12 protein-coding genes are annotated in these 17,763 nt (G+C 57.0%); 9 read left to right on the top strand and 3 right to left on the bottom strand.

What is annotated here, in order from left to right; genetic code table 11:
• Nucleotides 1-141 precede the first annotated feature (141 nt).
• On the top strand, nt 142-2,877 hold the full coding sequence (locus HY010_05915) for a serine/threonine-protein kinase (protein ID MBI3475246.1): 2,736 nt from the start codon (nt 142-144) through the stop codon (nt 2,875-2,877).
• Between the two features lie 50 nt (nt 2,878-2,927).
• On the opposite strand, the gene HY010_05910 is transcribed toward HY010_05915, so the two are convergent.
• On the bottom strand, nt 2,928-5,135 hold the full coding sequence (locus tag HY010_05910; GenBank protein MBI3475245.1) for a VCBS repeat-containing protein: 2,208 nt from the start codon (nt 5,133-5,135) through the stop codon (nt 2,928-2,930).
• Between the two features lie 145 nt (nt 5,136-5,280).
• Between HY010_05910 and HY010_05905 the strand changes: the two genes are divergently transcribed.
• From HY010_05905 to HY010_05895, 3 genes are all read left to right on the top strand, one after another.
• A complete protein-coding gene (locus HY010_05905; GenBank protein MBI3475244.1) occupies nt 5,281-5,664 on the top strand; it encodes an RNA-binding S4 domain-containing protein in 384 nt (127 codons plus the stop codon).
• Between the two features lie 238 nt (nt 5,665-5,902).
• Nucleotides 5,903-6,397 carry a prepilin-type N-terminal cleavage/methylation domain-containing protein gene (locus tag HY010_05900; GenBank protein MBI3475243.1) on the top strand — a complete coding sequence of 165 codons (495 nt, stop codon included), beginning with the start codon at nt 5,903-5,905 and terminating at the stop codon, nt 6,395-6,397.
• A 144-nt stretch (nt 6,398-6,541) separates the two neighbouring features.
• A complete protein-coding gene (locus HY010_05895) occupies nt 6,542-7,246 on the top strand; it encodes an SOS response-associated peptidase (protein MBI3475242.1) in 705 nt (234 codons plus the stop codon).
• Nucleotides 7,247-7,294: 48 nt separating this feature from the next.
• Here HY010_05895 and HY010_05890 read toward each other — a convergent pair whose 3' ends face one another.
• Nucleotides 7,295-7,933, bottom strand: coding sequence for a hypothetical protein (locus HY010_05890; protein MBI3475241.1), 639 nt, complete (start codon nt 7,931-7,933; stop codon nt 7,295-7,297).
• Nucleotides 7,934-8,241: 308 nt separating this feature from the next.
• Between HY010_05890 and HY010_05885 the strand changes: the two genes are divergently transcribed.
• Nucleotides 8,242-8,922, top strand: coding sequence for a hypothetical protein (locus HY010_05885; protein ID MBI3475240.1), 681 nt, complete (start codon nt 8,242-8,244; stop codon nt 8,920-8,922).
• Between the two features lie 54 nt (nt 8,923-8,976).
• Here HY010_05885 and HY010_05880 read toward each other — a convergent pair whose 3' ends face one another.
• Nucleotides 8,977-10,119 (bottom strand): response regulator, encoded by a 1,143-nt coding sequence (locus HY010_05880; protein ID MBI3475239.1) that lies wholly within the window; start codon nt 10,117-10,119, stop codon nt 8,977-8,979.
• A 260-nt stretch (nt 10,120-10,379) separates the two neighbouring features.
• Here HY010_05880 and HY010_05875 point away from each other — a divergent pair, with 260 nt between their 5' ends.
• The 4 genes from HY010_05875 to HY010_05860 all read left to right on the top strand — a co-directional run bounded on the left by HY010_05875 (nt 10,380) and on the right by HY010_05860 (nt 17,732).
• A complete protein-coding gene (locus HY010_05875) occupies nt 10,380-12,722 on the top strand; it encodes a PAS domain S-box protein (GenBank protein MBI3475238.1) in 2,343 nt (780 codons plus the stop codon).
• On the top strand, nt 12,719-13,909 hold the full coding sequence (locus tag HY010_05870) for an HDOD domain-containing protein (GenBank protein MBI3475237.1): 1,191 nt from the start codon (nt 12,719-12,721) through the stop codon (nt 13,907-13,909). The genes HY010_05875 and HY010_05870 overlap by 4 nt, the downstream gene beginning before the upstream one ends.
• Nucleotides 13,910-14,503: 594 nt before the next feature.
• Nucleotides 14,504-16,513, top strand: a complete 2,010-nt coding sequence (locus HY010_05865) for a PAS domain-containing protein (protein ID MBI3475236.1) — start codon at nt 14,504-14,506, stop codon at nt 16,511-16,513.
• Between the two features lie 196 nt (nt 16,514-16,709).
• Nucleotides 16,710-17,732 carry an HD domain-containing protein gene (locus HY010_05860; GenBank protein MBI3475235.1) on the top strand — a complete coding sequence of 341 codons (1,023 nt, stop codon included), beginning with the start codon at nt 16,710-16,712 and terminating at the stop codon, nt 17,730-17,732.
• Nucleotides 17,733-17,763 lie beyond the last annotated feature (31 nt).

Here is a 17,763-nt window from a genome sequence, read left to right as displayed (position 1 = left end):
CCGATGTTGAAGGTCACACTCAGTTGTGATCCAGGTGCGCCGTTGACGACGGCGGGCGAAGCACCCGCGCTAAGTTCGTTGAATGCAAAGCGTTCGAGGGCGACGCGGCGTTCCGGCTTGCCTATATAATTGCGCGCACGGATGTCACTTACCTCGGGCACAAAGCTAGGTCCGTACGAAATTCAGTCCCCGCTGGGAGCGGGTGGCATGGGCGAGGTGTATCGCGCGCTCGACACTCGCCTGGACCGAGCAGTCGCCATCAAGATTCTTCCCGCTCATCTGGCCGACGATCCTGAAGCGCGACAGCGTTTCGAGCGTGAAGCTCGCACCATTTCGTCGCTCAACCATCCCAACATTTGCGTGTTGCACGACATCGGAAATTCGGACGGAATGTCCTTTCTGGTGATGGAGCACATTCAGGGCGAGACTCTGGACGCTCGACTACAGAAGGGGCCGCTGCCGCTGAAGCTGGCACTGGAGTGCGGCGAGCAGATTTGCGAGGCATTGGACAAGGCGCATCGGGCGGGGATTGTCCATCGTGATCTCAAGCCGGGGAACATTATGCTCACCTCCTCGGGCGCTAAGTTGCTGGACTTTGGATTGGCCAAGCCGGCGGTGGCCTTACTGGGAACACAGCCCGTCACCGGCAAAGGACAACTGACACCATCGACTCCGACGATGAATCTCTCGGCTCTAGGCACGCCGCCCGGAGCGCTGACGCAGCAAGGATCGATTGTGGGCACGTTCCAGTTCATGGCTCCCGAAGTTTTGCAGGGACAGCAGGCGGATGCTCGCAGTGACATTTTCAGCTTTGGGTGCGTGCTCTACGAGATGCTGACAGGCCGCCGCGCATTTGAGGGCAAGAGTCAGATCTCGGTAGCATCGGCGATCCTGGAGAAAGAACCGGAACTGGTCACCAAAGTCCAACCGATGGCTCCGGCGTCGTTGGACCACGTCGTGCACGATTGTCTGGCAAAGGATCCGGAAGCCCGCTGGCAGAACGCCGCGGACATTGCGCGCCAGTTGCGCTGGATCGCAGCGAGCGGATCGGGAGTGAGTGCTGCGCCGGTTGTGGATTCACGACGGCGTTGGCTGCAGCATCTGCCGTGGGCTGCGGTGGTGGTGGCGCTGCTTGCGGCGCTGGTGTGGGCAAGTTTGCGGCAGCCTGAACCAGCGCGGACCATACGTTCGTTTTTGCCTCCGCCGGCGAATACAGGATTCGACTTCACCGGCGATTTTTCCGGACCACCGGTGATCACCTCGGATGGCACCATGATGGCGTTCTGCGCGCGCAATGAGAAGGAGCGCGACGCGATCTGGGTGCAGTCGCTCAGCGACCTGACGCCGAAAAAATTGGAGGGCACCGACGGCGCTTCCTTCCCCTTCTGGTCCGCCGACTCAAAATTTATAGGATTTTTTGCGGATGGCCGCCTCAAGAAGGTACTGGCTGCCGGCGGACCCGTGACCGACCTCGCCGATGCGCCTAACCCACGAGGCGGGTCATGGAACCGGGACAACGTCATCATCTACGAGCCGGACTACCGTGATTCCTTGTTTCGAATCACGGCTACGGGCGGGACGCCGCAGCGGCTCACCAAATTCGAAGCGGGCAAGCATACGACGCACCGCTGGCCGAAATTCCTACCCGACGGCAAGCATTTTATTTTCTTCGCGACGAATCACTCCGGGAACGCAGAACAGGGTATCTATTTCGCTTCGCTCGCGGACGGTTCCTACAAGCACGTGCTGGATTCAGATTCCGATGCCCAGTACGCTTCGGGATATCTGCTCTACCATCTGCAGTCGCAATTGCTTGCGCAGAAATTCGATCCGTCTACGGGAGTGGTTTCCGGCGATCCGACGCCGATCGCGAATCTGGTGGAATACGACTCGGGAACCTGGCACACCACTTTTGCAGCCAGCGAGAACGGCCTCCTGGTCTATGAACCAGGATCGAAAACGCTGGGCACCGATCTGTTCTGGCTCGACCGAAGCGGCAAACAGTTGAGCAAAGTCGCAGAGCGAAATTTTTACAAGGGAAGTGGCCGTATCTCTCCAGACGGGAAACGCCTGGCGGTCAGCATGGGCGATCCGCAAGCCGATATCTGGGTGCTCGACTTGACGCGAGGATCGCGCACGCGCCTGACTTTCGGCGGTGCGACTCACCTGATGCCGTCATGGTCGACCGACGGGCAGCGCGTCGTGTATGTGAAACAGTTCGGTTCGACCGCCATGAGCGGGACGACGATCTGCGCGCGGCTGGCGAGTGGCGGCGGCCAAGAGGAGGTTCTCCTGCAAAGCGATCCGTCCGCCTCCGCGGCTGCTCGCACCCTTCTCTCGCCGCAGTGGTCGCCGGACGGAACATACATGGTCCACATTGAGCAGAGCGGTCCGACCAACGCGGCCATCTGGGCGTTGTCCTTGACGGGGGACAAGAAATCTTTTCCCGTCGTGCAACCGCAATCTCCGCAGAGTCGTATCGTTCAGTTCCGTCTCTCGCCCGACGGACGGTGGCTCGCCTACAGTTCGACCGAATCCGGAAGAGAAGAAGTGTACGTCACCCATTTTCCCAGCGGCGAGGGAAGGTGGCAGGTCTCGCAAAATGGAGGCACCTTCCCCCAGTGGCGAGCCGACAGCAAGGAATTATGGTTCATCGGAATCGATATCAGCGTTCAGGCCTCCAGCGTCAATACGAATGGCAAAGAGTTTGCCTCAGACCCGGTCCGTACGATGTTCCGAATGAACTATGTGGCCCCCGTTGGCAATCCCTTCGATGTCGCCCCCGACGGCCAGCGTCTGATCTTCAGCACCTACCCGGAAAGCGCTCCCACGCCGCTGGTACTGGTGACGAACTGGTTGGCGGAGTTGAAGAAGTAGTTTCCGGACCCCAGTCCTTATCCCGAGGCAATCGATTCGATGGGTGTCTGCTACCAGACGCCGACGACGGTGTTGAAGACATCCCAGCCCACATTGATCATCACGCCGCCATTCTGCTGGAAGTGGCCGTCTCCGGAACCATTAAACATCCAGAGGGTACCGTCGGCTTTGCGGCCAAGGACGTCGGCATGACCATCGCCGTTGAAATCCCCGGGAGTAATCATCTCTACGAATTGATTCCAGTTGGCATCGATCTGCACTGCCCCGGAAATGAAATTCCCGTGGCCGTCACCGCGATAGAGCCAGAGTGTGCCATCGGGCTTGCGGGCCAGCAGATCGGGAAAGCGATCTTCGTCGAAGTCACCGGGAGCAACCAGCGCATCGTAGATCTGCCAACCGGTATTAAACGGCCCTGCGGGAGTGATCAACCCGCCCGTCCCGTTGCCGGAATAGAGCCAGAGGGTACCGTCCGGTTTCCGCGCCAATAGATCAGCGTGACCATCGCCATCGAAGTCGCCGGGAGAAACGATTCTGTCGAAGCCTTGCCAGCCAGTCCCGATCTGCACTCCGCTGGGCTGAAGCGTGCCGTCGCCTTTGCCGCGGTACAGCCATAGCCCACCGTTAAAATCGCGCGCGATTACGTCGGCATTGCCGTCGCCATCGAAATCACTGGGGGAAAACACGATGTCGAAACCGTCCCACGCGGAGCCGATCTGGACGCCAGCGATCAGGCCTCCCAATCCGTCGCCGTTGTAACGCCAGAGAGTTCCATCGGGCTTGCGCGCGAGTAGATCCGGTTTACCGTCGCCGCTGAAGTCGCTGAAGGAAAGCTTATTGAACCTCCCAAGTGCGGTAAGCAGTACGGTGGACAGCGGTTGATCGACAACGAGGCTCTGGCCAAAAGTGATGGAGCCAGCGCTCAACACCTGTCCGGCTGAGGCGCGATGCATGTACGCGAGGTTGGCGTGCTGTAACTGATTGCGCGACTCCGCCAGCAAGGCATATTCGCGAGCAAAGACATGCACGGAGGGATCCGTTCGATCCACTTCCCATCCGCCCGCTCCGTGGCCGCCGTCCAAACACGTGGTCGTACCCAGAATCACTCCAGCGAAGCCAATCGCGTTCTTGTCGGAGAGATTTTGGAAGGCCCAGTGGTTCGGGAGATCGAGGTCATACGGAACGCAGTCCGCATTGCCCACACCGGAAGACCCGAATGATCCCAGGCCAAGCAACTTGGCTTGTTGTTGCGGGGTCCAGTTGCCTAGCTTCTGCAAGGTCCGGTTCTTGAGGGTGACGTTGAGATTGATCTGCCAGAAGACCGTATTGCCCGAAAGCGAAATGACGTTCCCACCTCGAGCCATATAGGTCATCAGCGCGTCGTACATCGATTGTGACCAGTATTCACTGTGCGTGGTGATGAAGACCGTCTTGAATACCGCGGGATCGAGTACGCCAGAAATGCTAGCCAAATCCCAATCCGTCAAGGTCGAGTAGCTCAGACCATTGTTTTCGAGCCAGTGGGCAACGCGCAGTTCCCCGGCTGCCAGGTGCTCGGTGCGGTAGTACGGAAGGTCGGGACACTGGCTGACATCGTCGTGCGCTTCGGGCGAAGCATAAGGATTCGGACGAAGAAAAGTGACTTCAAAGCGCCCCGGACTGCCGCAGCCGTCATAGATTGAGGATCCACCCCAGGACTGGCCGGGCCAGAAATTGTAAGCCGTCCACGTGTTAGTGGACGCGATCAGAGCAATACTCTTCTGAGTTTTTGCGTTGTCCTTGACGATGAACGTAATGTGGAAATATTCCCCGGTTGCGACGTCGGTTATTTTGGCAGTGTAATATCCCGATCGCCAGGTAGTTTTGGGTATCACAGCGAGAGTGCAGGGAGCGATACCATTCGAGGTCGCCGAAGGCACTTTCAAGGTAAAAGAGGCCGGCCACTTTGCGCCGTTCACATACGCATTGAACGCGTCGAAATTGCGCCTCCTTCCGTTGGCGCAAGAAAAAGGACCTGCAATGCTTTGCCCGATCGCGTTACCGCCGTTGTCTAGTGTGCCGTATCGGAAGATCTCGACGGAATATTGGGTTCGTCCGGCGGGGACATGGACCGAAAATTTGACCTTCCCACCGGGAGCCACGCTCAGCACATTCGAATATCCTTCAATCGAATGCGTATTTGTGATGGCAAACCCTGGAACAACGGCGAGCGAAAGCGCGATAATGCCGCAGGTCAACAGAGTGGTGAGTCGGGCCGGCATAAGGTCTCCTGGACTGCTCAACAAAAAACTTTTGAGTGTGGGGTAGAAAATTCTTGGTACGTGAACTTCGAGGGGGCGAAGTCGGCCTGCATCTTACCACATGCCTCAGTCCGCGCCCGTTTGGTCTGGTGATGAGAGAAAATAAATGACGAACTCCGTACGAATGGATAAGTGGCTGTGGGCGGCGCGATTTTTCAAGACGCGAGCGATGGCGTCCAAAGCCTGCGAACTGGGCAGGATCCTATCCAAGGGACAGCCCGCCAAAGCAGCACGCGACGTGCACGTCGGAGATATGTTGCGCGTGACCAACGAGGGCGGAGAATTTCACGTGGAAGTTTTGCTGCTGAGCGAAGTGCGCGGTCCGGCTTCAGTGGCACAGACGCTCTATCGAGAAACGGACGAGAGTCGCGAATTGCGAATAAAGGTCGCAGCAGAGCGCAAAGCGATGATGCAGTTTGAAGAATTGCCTGCAGGACGGCCTTCCAAACGCGACCGGCGGCGGATTATTCAATTCAGGGGACGCGGCTGAAAGCGCGGGGCCGAAGTTACTTCAAAGTTTCCTAATTGCGCAGCTCTGCTGCAAAGATGTGAAAAGAGTTGCACATCGCGGATTTCGCGGTCCCTCCTAAGTCACTTAATCCACACAACAAACCATCTGGCGCGGGCGTTGCTCTATGGAAAGTATCCCCGCACTTGCTGCTCTCCTCCGACAAGTGACTGAACGCCGACTTAGGTCGAAAGTTACTTCAGTAACAGGAGTTACAAACATGACGAGCCAGAGCAACCAGAAAGGGTTTTCGCTAATCGAGTTACTGATCGTGGTCGCGATCATTCTCATCATCGCCGCGATTGCCATCCCGAACCTGCTGCATGCGCGCGGGGCTGCCAACCAGGCGTCGGCAGTGAGTTCGATACGCACCATCAACTCGTCGATGATCATGTACATGAACGATTTTCCGAATGATGGCTACGCGCCGACGTTGGCCGCTCTGGGCGGTACTTCGTGCACTCCGCCGGACCCGACCAGCGCCTGCCTGATCGACAGCCAACTCGCTTCCGGCACGAAGAGCGGCTACAGCTTTACGTCCGTTGGCCTTGGCGGAACACCGGCGGTGCAATACTTCGTCGCAGCCACACCGATCGACGGTTCGGCATACACGAGCTATTGTTCGACCGAAGACGGCGTCATCCATTTCGACCCGAACGGCGCGGTGATCGCTGATCACGACTCGTGCCTGGCGTTGGAAGCGTTGCAGAACTAACTGGCGTCCGTGCAAGTCTACTGGCAGCTTCACGAAGAACTCCTGATCGCGCCACACCTCTTAGGTCCCATACATCGCAAAGTACGCGATGTATGGGACACCCCGCCCCTCCTGCAACGCACTCCGATCTGCCATAATTTCTTTATGTGCGGACGCTACAAGCTCTCCCGGAGAAAGCAGATTCTTGAAGAACATTTCGGGATTGATGCGAGCGAGGTCGAGTGGGAGCCACGCTACAACATTGCCCCAACGCAGCCGGTGCCTGTGATTCGACAGAATCCGAAAGAGCCTCGGCGCGAACTATCGCTGGTTCGCTGGGGACTGATTCCTTCGTGGGCTAAGGATGCTTCGATCGCAGCGAGTTTGATCAATGCACGGTCGGAGACGGCGAATTCAAAACCGGCATTCCGCGACGCGCTACAGTCGCGCCGGTGCCTGGTTCCGGCGGACGGATTCTACGAATGGCAGCGGAAAGCGAAGACCAGGCAGCCTTATTGTTTCGAGATTAACGACGGGAAATTGTTCGGCTTCGCGGGGATTTGGGATCGGTGGCGTGATCCCAACGGCAGAATGCTAGAGACATGTTCGATCCTGACGACGACTCCAAACGCGGTCACGGCATCCGTTCACGACCGCATGCCGGTGATTCTTGATCCGGATCACTATGATCTGTGGCTTGATCCCGGGATGAGGGATGCCAGCGTGGTGTCGGAGTTGTTGCGTCCCTTCGATGCTCGATTGATGCGCAGCTTTCCGGTGAGCACGCGAGTCAATCACGCCGCCAATGATGACGACCAGTGCTCGATGCCTGTGGAATTGGTGCAGGTGCAGAGCGAACTGTTCTCATAGCGCGCGCTCCTCGCCGACCTTGCACGTCAAAACACAGTGCCCAAGATCTCAGGGTTTCTGCGGGCGCTGCTTCTCGGATTCATTAATGGCGGTGCGGAGTTGCTCGACTGCGGAAACTGCCGGCTGATTCAGGGAGTTCTTAGCCATGTAGCGCCAGACTGGCGGCGCATCCAGCGGATACTCCCCTCCTCCACGATAGACCTCAAGCATATCTTCGCCGGGACCAATCTCGTTTTTCACGTGCGGTCCTCGGTCTTCCGACCTTCCGTCCGCCGATCGGCTCAGACCGGGATCAGTAAGATCAGGGGGCCGGCCGTGCTGTCCGCCAATGCGGACGCCCGTATCACTCGGCTGATAAATGACTGGACGATCATCCCCCGGCGCACCACCGATGGTTGGACCGCTGGAGTGGCCTTTGCGCACGGCAATGACCAAGTCGGCGATCTGCGCACTCATGACGATGTGGAATCTGCCCCATTCGCTGAGCGCCTTCTCGACGTTCTCCCGCGCAGTTTGATTGGCAGTGGGATTGTTCAAAGGCTCGCCCGCGTCAGGATGGATCACAACTACGACCGTCTGGGCGTTGAGCACGTAGTCGGGCAGCACAGGTTTCTTCTTATTCTTTGCGTTTGCCGCAGGAACTAACAAGAGAAGGATCAAAGCGGCGATCAAGATGCGACCGGACATGAGTACCTCCGACACAGCGGCTGGGTAGGATGATTATACGGAACGGGGGATGATGGTGCATCGGAAGATTCGCTGGGCATCAATCGTCAGACGATATCTGGCCTGACGTTATCGCCAAAGTAGTTCCCTAGCTTGAAAAGCTTGTTACCTCGACCACTCCCGATTGTCGATTGCAGAGCTAATCGGGTCCAGAAGAGTCGAATTCAAGCTCCCTCGAAGATATTCGGGGTACCAACAAGGCCAATTCCCGCGCTCCCACTTGCGCATTACGATGACCTGAACGATCCAAATCACAACCGGAGTTCGACATGTCCCAGAGGGTGTTTCTGCCTGTCGTCAGTATGGCACTGACTTTGCTCGTTCCAGTTCGCTTGCTGGGTCAAGAGTCGGCTTCCGGAATGGTTTACGTGAACGGCTCGGCAACGGTCAACGGGACAGAGATACCGAAGTCCGTCGCTGTGTTCCCTGGAGACGCTCTCGAGACCAAGCAGGACGCTTCCGCGACCATCAACACCAACGGTTCGTCGGTCATGGTGTTTTCGGATTCGCTCGTGAAATACGAAGGGCCCTCGGTGGGCGTCGATCGGGGATCGGTCCGAGTCAACACCGGGTCAGGCTTTGAAGCTCATGCCTGCGAAGTGAAAGCTAGACCTGTAAACAATACGCCGACGCAATATCAATTCACCCATACCGATGGGCACGTGACGGTAATTGCCACAAAGGGCGATGTAACGGTCGAAGACCACCAGGATTCGAAGACGGTTAAAGAAGGTGAGCAGGCAACGCGCGACGACGGTTGCGCAGTAGCAGCCAAGAAGAACCCGAAACGCCGTCCCGGTGCGACTACGGCCGCGGGTGGTGGAATTCTCAGCTCTCCCACCGCTGTCTACACCGGAATCGCCATCGTTGGCGGCATCACCACCTGGGTGTGGCTGCAGGGCGATGATCCCATCAGCCCTGCATGTCCTACTAACGACTGCAACAAATAAAACAGTGGGAATATCGTCGCGCCGGAATTAACTCGATGACGTGCGAGTTGAACCTTACACCGGCACGAGTGCCATTGTTTCCTTATCAATGGTCCCCAATCGGACAAAGTTCTGCAGCTTGAGCAAGAGAGCGTGCGTGATTTCCTGGCCCTTGGCGACCACCAGGATGCCGGCCTTGTTTCGCAGTTCCTGTTGCAGCACCATGCCCGCGGCCAATCTCGCAGTCGGTATTTTTCGAAGCTCCATTCCCGAGTTTTCAGTTTTCATGCCCGTGAGCGCATCGACGACAACTCGTCCATATTCGCCACTACGCGCCTGAAGCCGCTCGACGACCTCCTCGTCTGATAGACCCTGCATCTTGAAATTGTCGAAGGCGATGGCCACTTTAAGTAGCTTCGCCCCCAGCGTTATCGTGTCTTGCGGCAAAGCCGGATGTTGCGGAACGTCTCGAGACGGATCTTTGGCCAGTTGCTGACTGATCATCCAGGCAATCGGCTCGAGTCGCGGAATGTTTACGAGTAATTCTCGTGCCAGCTGGGGATGACGGGCGAATCGAGCCTGATCTTCCGGCGTCATTTCAGTCCCCATATAGGCGTCCTGCATTAGGTCCGGCTCGAGAGCGATGCAGCCGAGCTGGGAAAGCATGGCTGCCGCTTCAAACCGCCATGGCGCATCAAGGCCCAGCTTTTCCACCAGGTGACGTACGCAGCGGGTAATCCGCATGGACCGGCCAAATGCCTCGGGGCTGACCGCGCCGAGAACATCAGTCAGCACCTTGATGCTGCCCATCAACGTGTTCTCGAGGAGATCGCGCTCGGCGGTGATCAGGCGATATTGCACCAGCCCGCTTGTAATGGCCTTACTCATGACCTCTTTTTCGCAGGGTTTGGTAAGGAATCGAAAAATGTTTCCCTCATTCACCGCGTCCATGGCGGAGGTCATATCCGCAAATCCTGTAAGCAACATTCTCACCGTATCCGGCGCTTCTTGCCGTACTCGCGACAGGAACTGCGCTCCGTTCATCCCCGGCATCCGCATATCCGAGATCACGACGCAATAGGGTCCGCATTCGTGGATTGCGGCCAGGCCCTGATCCCCACCGATCGCGGTGTGGACTTCGAAATCGCGATGCAGCATCCGCTTGTAACCATCCAGTACCGCGGATTCATCGTCTACAAACAGAATCTTTTCAGTCATGTGGAGACCTCGACGATCTGCCGGCCATTGGGCTCCGTGACCCTGACCCGAGGTGCGACCCTGATCGTCTTTAGGCGCGGTGTCCGGATTCAGGCAACAACCTTGATCGTTAGCCCTTAATCGGCACAATTCAATCAGTTCGGCAGGATTTGGCAGAGCGAATCACACGGCGACGGTCACGGTAACTGGCGAAAATTACGTTTCGTGCCGATAAATCCTCCCCGGCGACAATTTTTAGGCAGTGCAGAGGGGGCAACACGGTGGTCACAATTCCCTCGACATATGATTTTCGGCTGGTCGCTCTTTCGGTAGCGATCGCGATTCTCGCCTCCTACGTCGCTCTGGATCTTACCCAGCGGATCGTGGTTACTCGCGGACGCGCTCGCCTCACGTGGCTCGCGGGAGGCGCATTTGCCATGGGAAGCGGTGTTTGGTCGATGCACTACGTCGGCATGCTGGCTTACCAACTGCCGGTGAAGGTTTATTACCACATCCCGACCGTGATCCTGTCTCTGGTCGCGGCGGTCCTAGCCTGTGGAATCGCCCTCTACGTGGCCAGCCGGGAACAGATGACGATGTCCGATGTGTTCGTCGGAAGCCTTCTGATGGGCACCGGCATCGCGACCATGCATTACACGGGAATGGCGGCCATGCGCCTCGCCGCCATGCACCACTACAACCGTGTTCTGTGGCTCATTTCGGTGTTCCTGGCGGTAGTAATTGCTGGTGCCGGAATGCTGCTCATCCGCTTCTCCCGCGGACACGATCGAAATTGGCAAACCAAGTTCGCAATCGCGTTAGCTATGGGTCTGGCAATTCCGGTGATGCACTACACGGGCATGGCCGCCGCCACTTTCATGCCGACCGCCGATCTCCCGGATCTTTCCAATGCCATCGACATTTCGAATCTGGCCAACGGAACAATCGTGTGTGTGACGTTGGTAATCCTGGGCTTTTCTCTACTTACGTCTTTAGTGGATCGCCGCCTGGCCGAAAACGCATCGCAGCTTGCCTTGAGCAAGGAGCGCTACTCGCATTTGTTCGAGAGCAGCCCTCTGCCCAAACTCGTTTTTGATCTGACCACCTTTCGCATCGTGGCAGCGAACCATGCGGCGCTGGCCACGTATGGAACGACGTCCGACGAATTGCTGAGCATGACGATCCGCGCACTGCAACCATTGTGGAGCACGGAAGACCTGTTGGCGGCCCTTCAGACGCATGACACAAAAGAAATCGTACATGTGCGCCGTGATGGCACGGCGATCGTGACCGAGGTCAGACTGAACCAGATCGTCTGGGACGGGAATCCGGCCGCCTTGATGATGGTCAATGACGTCAGCGAACGCAAAATCGCGGAAGCGGCACTCTTGGACGCCGAACGCAACTACCGCGAAATTTTTGACGAAGCTTCTTTTGGCATGTTTCAGAGCACTCCTCGGGGCCGATTGTTGCGCGTCAACCTGGCCATGGCATCGATGTTTGGATACAACTCGCCAGAGGAAATGACCAGTTCGATCGACAATTTCTTCGCGCAACAATTCGTGGAGTCCAAGCGGGGTGACGAATTCAAAGTACTCGTTGAAACCCGAGGGAGCGTTCAGAATTTTGAATGCGAGGTCCGCAGGCGAGACGGCAGCAAGATCTGGATGACCTCGAGCGCTCGCTCGGTCCGGCGCAATGGAATCGTGGCTCTCTACGAAGGAGTCACCGAGGACATCTCGGAGCGCAATCATCTCCGTGAGCAGCTCCTTCAGGCGCAAAAGCTCGAATCCGTCGGACAACTCGCCGCCGGAATCGCCCATGAGATCAACACGCCCACCCAATACATCGGGGACAATGTTCGCTTCCTCAAAGATTCGTTCGGAGAATTGAAAACGGTCCTGACCGGCTATCAGCGGTTATTGACGGCCGCCGAAGAGAACTCTCTTGCACCCGAAACCGTTCAGGAGGTTGCGACTGCCGTTCAAAAAGCGGATACGCCCTACCTATTGGAGGAAATACCAAAGGCTATCGATCAGACGCTCGAAGGGGTCAGCCGAGTCGCAACACTGGTCAGCGCGATGAAAGAGTTTTCCCACCCCGGAACGAAAGAAAAAACATCGGTGAACCTCAACCGGGCGATCGAGAGCACTATCACAGTTTCCCGCAACGAGTGGAAGTACGTGGCTGACTTGGAGACCGATTTTGATGCGTCGCTGCCCAACGTGCCATGCCTGCCGAACGAGTTTAACCAGGTGATTCTCAATCTGATCGTGAATGCCGCGCATGCGATCGCAGACGTCAATCGCGCCAACAGCTCCGCCAAGGGAAAGATCAGCGTGCAAACCCGTGGTTGCGAGAACTGCGTGGAGATCCGGGTTCAGGATACGGGCACCGGGATTCCGCAAGAAGCGAGGAGTCGTGTTTTCGATCCTTTTTTCACAACCAAGGAAGTTGGCAAGGGGACGGGTCAAGGTCTTGCAATCGCACGTTCGGTGATCGTAGATAAGCACAAAGGCAGCATCCATTTCGAAACTGAAGCGGGTAGGGGCACGACTTTTATCATCCGACTCCCCAAGGACGGCATGAGTCTGACAAGTCCGGCGATCGGAGCACACGCGTGAAACGGATTCTTTTCGTAGACGACGAGAGCAAGATCCTCGATGGAATCCGGCGTATGCTGCACTCCGATCGGACGCGTTGGGACATGCAGTTTGCCGTGGGCGGAGAAGCAGCCTTGAAGGCCTGCGAGGCCGGCAGTTTCGACGTCGTGATTTCCGACATGCGAATGCCGGGAATGGATGGAGCAGCACTCTTGAGCGAAATCCGTGATCGCTTTCCGGCGTCAGCTCGCATCATTCTTTCCGGTCAATCGGATCCAGAGGCTGCCAGTCGGGCCATCCCAGTGGCGCATCGCTTTCTAGCAAAACCGTGCAACGCGATCGAACTGCAATCCACGATTGACCGCGTTTGTGCCTTGCAGGAGGTCTTAGGTCGCCCCGAACTTCGCCAGGTAGTCGGAGCTGTTGGCGAACTCCCGTCCCTTTCGGGTACCTATATTTCGCTCACCAAGGCAGTCTCGGACGAGAGCAGTACGATCGAGAATGTGGCCCACATCGTCGAGCGGGACATAGCCATGTCAGCAAAAATCCTCCAACTCGTGAACAGTGCTTTCTTCGGGTTGGCACAAAAAGTGACGAACCTGCGCGCGGCGGTGAGCTATCTGGGGATGGATACCATACGAAATCTGGTATTGGTGGCCGACACCTTCAAGGCATTTGTGCCTGATCGCCGAATCCATCCTGGCGTGATGGAAGGGATGGCGGAACACGCCCAGCGGGTCGCGGTGATCGCGGCTGAGTTACCCGTAGCCAAGAACCTTCGCGACGCCACGATCATTGCGGCACTCCTTCATGATGTAGGAAAACTTATCCTGGCCAGCAGGCTACCCGAACAATTCTGTGCGGTGCAACAATTCGCCGATGAGAAGCACTGCGATTTTTTTGAAGCGGAAGAGCAGGTGCTAGGAACCAGCCACGCAGAAATCGGAGCCTACCTGCTGGGGCTGTGGGGCATCCCGCATTTGGCAGTCGAGGCGATAGCGCACCACCACCACCCCACTCGTATTCCATACTCCGGCTGGGACAGCGCCGTTGCCGTCTATGTGGCTGACCTGCTGGACGGGTGTGTGAACGCCCCTTCATTTCGAGACTCGGACAAAGAGACCCTCGCTACTTTGGGACTTTTGACCGAGGTCGAAGGACTGCGGCAAAGCATGCTGCCGAAAGCTGTTCTGGAGAGCCCGCAGTAAGGCATTCCATGTCCATTCCACCTCTAACACGCTTCCTCTGGCCAGCAACCAGTTCCAACCGGAATTCTTCAAGCCGGGGCGAGCATTTTCCGATATTCGGGGCGAATGGCATCCTTCGCCACACCATTCTGTCAGTGATGTTCCTGTGTTTCTTTTTGGCGCTAAACCGCCCGGAAGTCCTCGTGATCACTCATCTCGGACAGATTGCCTGGTATCCAGCAACGGGACTCGGGCTCGCCTTGATTCTGGGAATCAATCCCCGGTATGCGCTTCTCGTTGCTTTTGCAGGTGGCTTGGCAGGAGTGTTGATCTACAGCCAACCCGTGTGGACGGCCAGCGGGACCGTGGGTACTGTCGGGATCGCCATTGCCTATGCCCTGGCGGCTCATGTCTTGCGCGGCCCATTGCACATCGATCTGGGCTTGCGCCGGCGCCGGGATGTAGTCCGTTACGTGGCGGTAACAAGCATTGCAGCAGCCGTATCGACGGCCATCGGCGTGTGTTGCCTGGTGGCTGAGGGCTCGATTCGCCTGGACGGAGTTCTGGCCAGCTTGTCTGGGATGGTTTTGCGGAGACGAGATCGGAGTACTCGGTGTGGCCCCGTTTCTTCTGATCCATGTTATTCCCCGAGTTCGCGGCTACCTCAATGGCCGGGACAAGAAAGTGCAATCTACCAACTCCGCGGAGGCCCGCAAGTTCGCACTGGCCACTTTCGTGGAAGCCGCTGCACAGACCGTGACGCTTACCTTTGCGGTCTGGATCATGTTCCGACCCAACGGCCGTTTTTATGTGGGATTCATTCCCATGATCTGGATCGCCATGCGGCACGGCGTCCGCAGGGTGGCCACCGCCCTTTTGGCGATGAACTTCGGGATCGTCGTCGCACTGCATTTCTATCCGCCCACGGAATCTCGCGTTTGGAGCGTGGGACTCGTGATGTTCGTACTGTCTGCGGCCGGTCTCTTGGTTGGGTCGGAGGTCAGCGAGCGTCATCGCATGTCATCCGACCTATCGAATCAAGCTCATTACCTGAATTCCCTCATTCAGAACAGCCCGCTCGGCATCGTTGTACTCGATAAAGATGGGCGAGTGGAACTAGCGAACGACGCATTTGAAGAATTGTTTTTACTCTCTCCTGGCGCGGCGGAGGGAAGGAATCTTGCAGAGCTCTTTTCAATCGGCGGTACGGATCCACGCGAGTTCCTTCTTCCTGAACTCGCGTCGACCAAAACCAAAACCAATCAGTCAATCCGCAGGCGCCGAAAAGATGGCACGATCCTGCATCTGGAATTGCACACTGTCCCTGTTGAACGAGGCCGAACGCGCGGATCGTACACGATCTACAAAGATATTTCCGTCCAGGTCAAGAGCGAAGAGGATCTGCGCCGGGCGCATGCCGATGCCGAAATTGTAATCAACTCCGTCCCTTCGATTCTGATCGGGATTGACAACCGTTCGAAGATTACGCGATGGAATCGCGCGGCGGAACAAACCTTCGACCTGCAGAGACACGAAGTATTGGGAAAGATTTTGGGCAATTGCGGAATTCAGTGGTTACGGTCCGACATCTCGAATCTGTTTGATACATGCCTGGCTGAACGAAGAGAGGGCCAGCTTGAAGAACTCATGTTCCGCAAGTGTGATCGGCCGCGCTCTTTGGGGCTGAGCAGTAAGTGGGTGCACTTCCCAAGTCGAGGTACCGGGGAGCTGCTGATCTTGGGAGCGGACACGACCGAGCGCAGAGACTTAGAAGGTCAGTTGCAGCAGGCTCAGAAACTCGAGGCGATCGGCCAGTTGGCTGCCGGAATCGCACATGAAATTAATACTCCCGCGCAATTTGTCGGGGACAATCTTGTTTTCCTGAAAGACAGCTGGGCATCGATCCAGGAACTGATCGCGAGCGGGACGCGCATGAGCGGGGAAGCACGTACGGGAAGCGTTGCCGAAGAGACAGTCTCGAAGTTCGAGCAAGCGGCTGCCGACATCGACTTCCTGCTAACCGAAGTGCCGCTTGCACTCGACCAGTCGCGAGAAGGAGTCAATCGGATCACCATGATCGTCCGGGCGATGAAGGAGTTTTCGCATCCGGGCTCCCGCGAGAAGCAAGCCGTCGATCTCAACCGCGCAATCGAGACCACCGTTGCCGTCGCTCGAAATGAATGGAAATACGTATCTGAGGTGAAGACAGATTTGTCCCCCGATCTGCCTCTCGTTCCCTGTCTTGCGGGAGAACTCAATCAAGTTTTACTGATTCTCATTGTCAATGCAGCGCACGCGATTGGAGATGTAGTGGGTGCTACTGGCAACAAAGGAACGATTACGATCTCCACGAAACAACAGGACGGCGCGGTGGAAATCGCCGTCCGGGATTCCGGAGGGGGAATCCCCGAGGCAATCCGGTCCAGAATATTTGAGCCTTTCTTCACCACGAAGCCGGTGGGGAAAGGCACAGGTCAAGGCTTGACGTTGGCCTACGCAACGGTAAAGAAACATGATGGAAAGATCTGGTTTGAATCTGAAATGAACAAGGGGACCACGTTCTTCGTGCGCCTGCCGCTCGAAACGGCGCCGAGTGGCTCCAGCGACCCTGCCAGCAAGCCATAGTCGATATTCATCGCCGCGCCGATGTACTCCAGCGGTGGGGGCCAGTTAGTTGTCCCTCATCGCAATGGAAGCGTTCACTTCCCTCCGCGCTCTTAGGGATTAAAGTAATTGGCGCGAATTACCGATACATCTACATGGTATTGCGCGGACGACCTTGGGCCCCTTGCCGAGGCAATCGCGTGGCGGGGGTTATCGTGTGATTCCGGGGACGAGTCTCGAGGTCGGCAATGGCGACAAGATCCGAGTGCTTTTTGTAGACGACGAAATCCTGGTACTCGAGGGATTGCGACGTGCTGTGCGTCAAGAGTTTATTGCCGACCTGGCTTCCACTCCTGAAGAAGGCCTGGCAAAAATAAGGAATGACGGCCCATACCCCGTGGTCGTTTCGGACATGCACATGCCGGGCATGGACGGCGCAGAATTCCTGGCCACGGTTCGCGTGATTTCGCCGGACTCCGTTCGCGTCATGCTGACCGGACAAAACGACATTCAAGCAGCGATGCGAGCCGTGAACGAGGGCCGTATCTTCCGTTTCATGAACAAACCTGTAACGACACCCGAACTTCTGGGTGCCCTTCGAGCATGTGCCGAACAATACGACACCGAGCGAAACCACAAGAAGCAACTGAAGAGTACGGTCGAGGCTTTGGAGCAGCTCGACCTGGGAACTCTTTCGGCGCTGGCTCGTGCAATCGACGCGAAATCAGCGTGGACAGCGGGTCACTCCGAGCGCGTGACACACCTGGCTCTCCGGCTTGCGCATGCCATGGGACTGTCACCGCAGGATTTGCAGATCATGCATCGCGGAGGATTACTGCACGACATCGGAAAGATCGGCACGCCTCCCGCGATTCTCGACAAGGCCGGTAGCCTCGATCCTGAAGAAATGCGGATCATGCAGGACCACGTGAAGATTGGAGTGCGCATCCTCGAACCAATCCCTTGTTTTCGGGACGCTCTACCAATCGTTGCTCAACATCATGAATGGTTCGATGGTTCCGGCTATCCGGCAGGTCTGGCTGGGACGAGCATCGGTTTGCTCGCGAGAATTCTTACGGTTGCCGACTGCTACGATGCGATGGTCTCGGACAGACCTTATAGAAAAGGCCTGCCCCCGCAACAGGCATTCGACATCCTCCGCCGAAGATCGGGCACACAATTTGACCCAGCAGTTATTGAAGTCTTCTTCGGATTGTCCACGTCTGACCAGCTGGAATGACGCAGAAAAGCGTGCCCGGATGGTGTGCTCA

The sequence above is a fragment of the Acidobacteriota bacterium genome (assembly GCA_016196065.1).
Classification (GTDB): Bacteria; Acidobacteriota; Terriglobia; order Terriglobales; family Acidobacteriaceae; genus Acidiflorens.
The sequence above is the reverse complement of the archived record's forward strand: the minus strand, read 5'-3'. Positions and strand labels throughout refer to the sequence as shown.

Coding starts and splice junctions, on each gene's coding strand:
- HY010_05905 (MBI3475244.1), top strand. CDS start 5,281: ATGACGAACTCCGTACGAATGGATAAGTGGCTGTGGGCGGCGCGATTT.
- HY010_05885 (MBI3475240.1), top strand. CDS start 8,242: ATGTCCCAGAGGGTGTTTCTGCCTGTCGTCAGTATGGCACTGACTTTG.
- HY010_05890 (MBI3475241.1), bottom strand. CDS start 7,933: ATGTCCGGTCGCATCTTGATCGCCGCTTTGATCCTTCTCTTGTTAGTT.
- HY010_05900 (MBI3475243.1), top strand. CDS start 5,903: ATGACGAGCCAGAGCAACCAGAAAGGGTTTTCGCTAATCGAGTTACTG.
- HY010_05895 (MBI3475242.1), top strand. CDS start 6,542: ATGTGCGGACGCTACAAGCTCTCCCGGAGAAAGCAGATTCTTGAAGAA.
- HY010_05910 (MBI3475245.1), bottom strand. CDS start 5,135: ATGCCGGCCCGACTCACCACTCTGTTGACCTGCGGCATTATCGCGCTT.
- HY010_05880 (MBI3475239.1), bottom strand. CDS start 10,119: ATGACTGAAAAGATTCTGTTTGTAGACGATGAATCCGCGGTACTGGAT.
- HY010_05915 (MBI3475246.1), top strand. CDS start 142: ATGTCACTTACCTCGGGCACAAAGCTAGGTCCGTACGAAATTCAGTCC.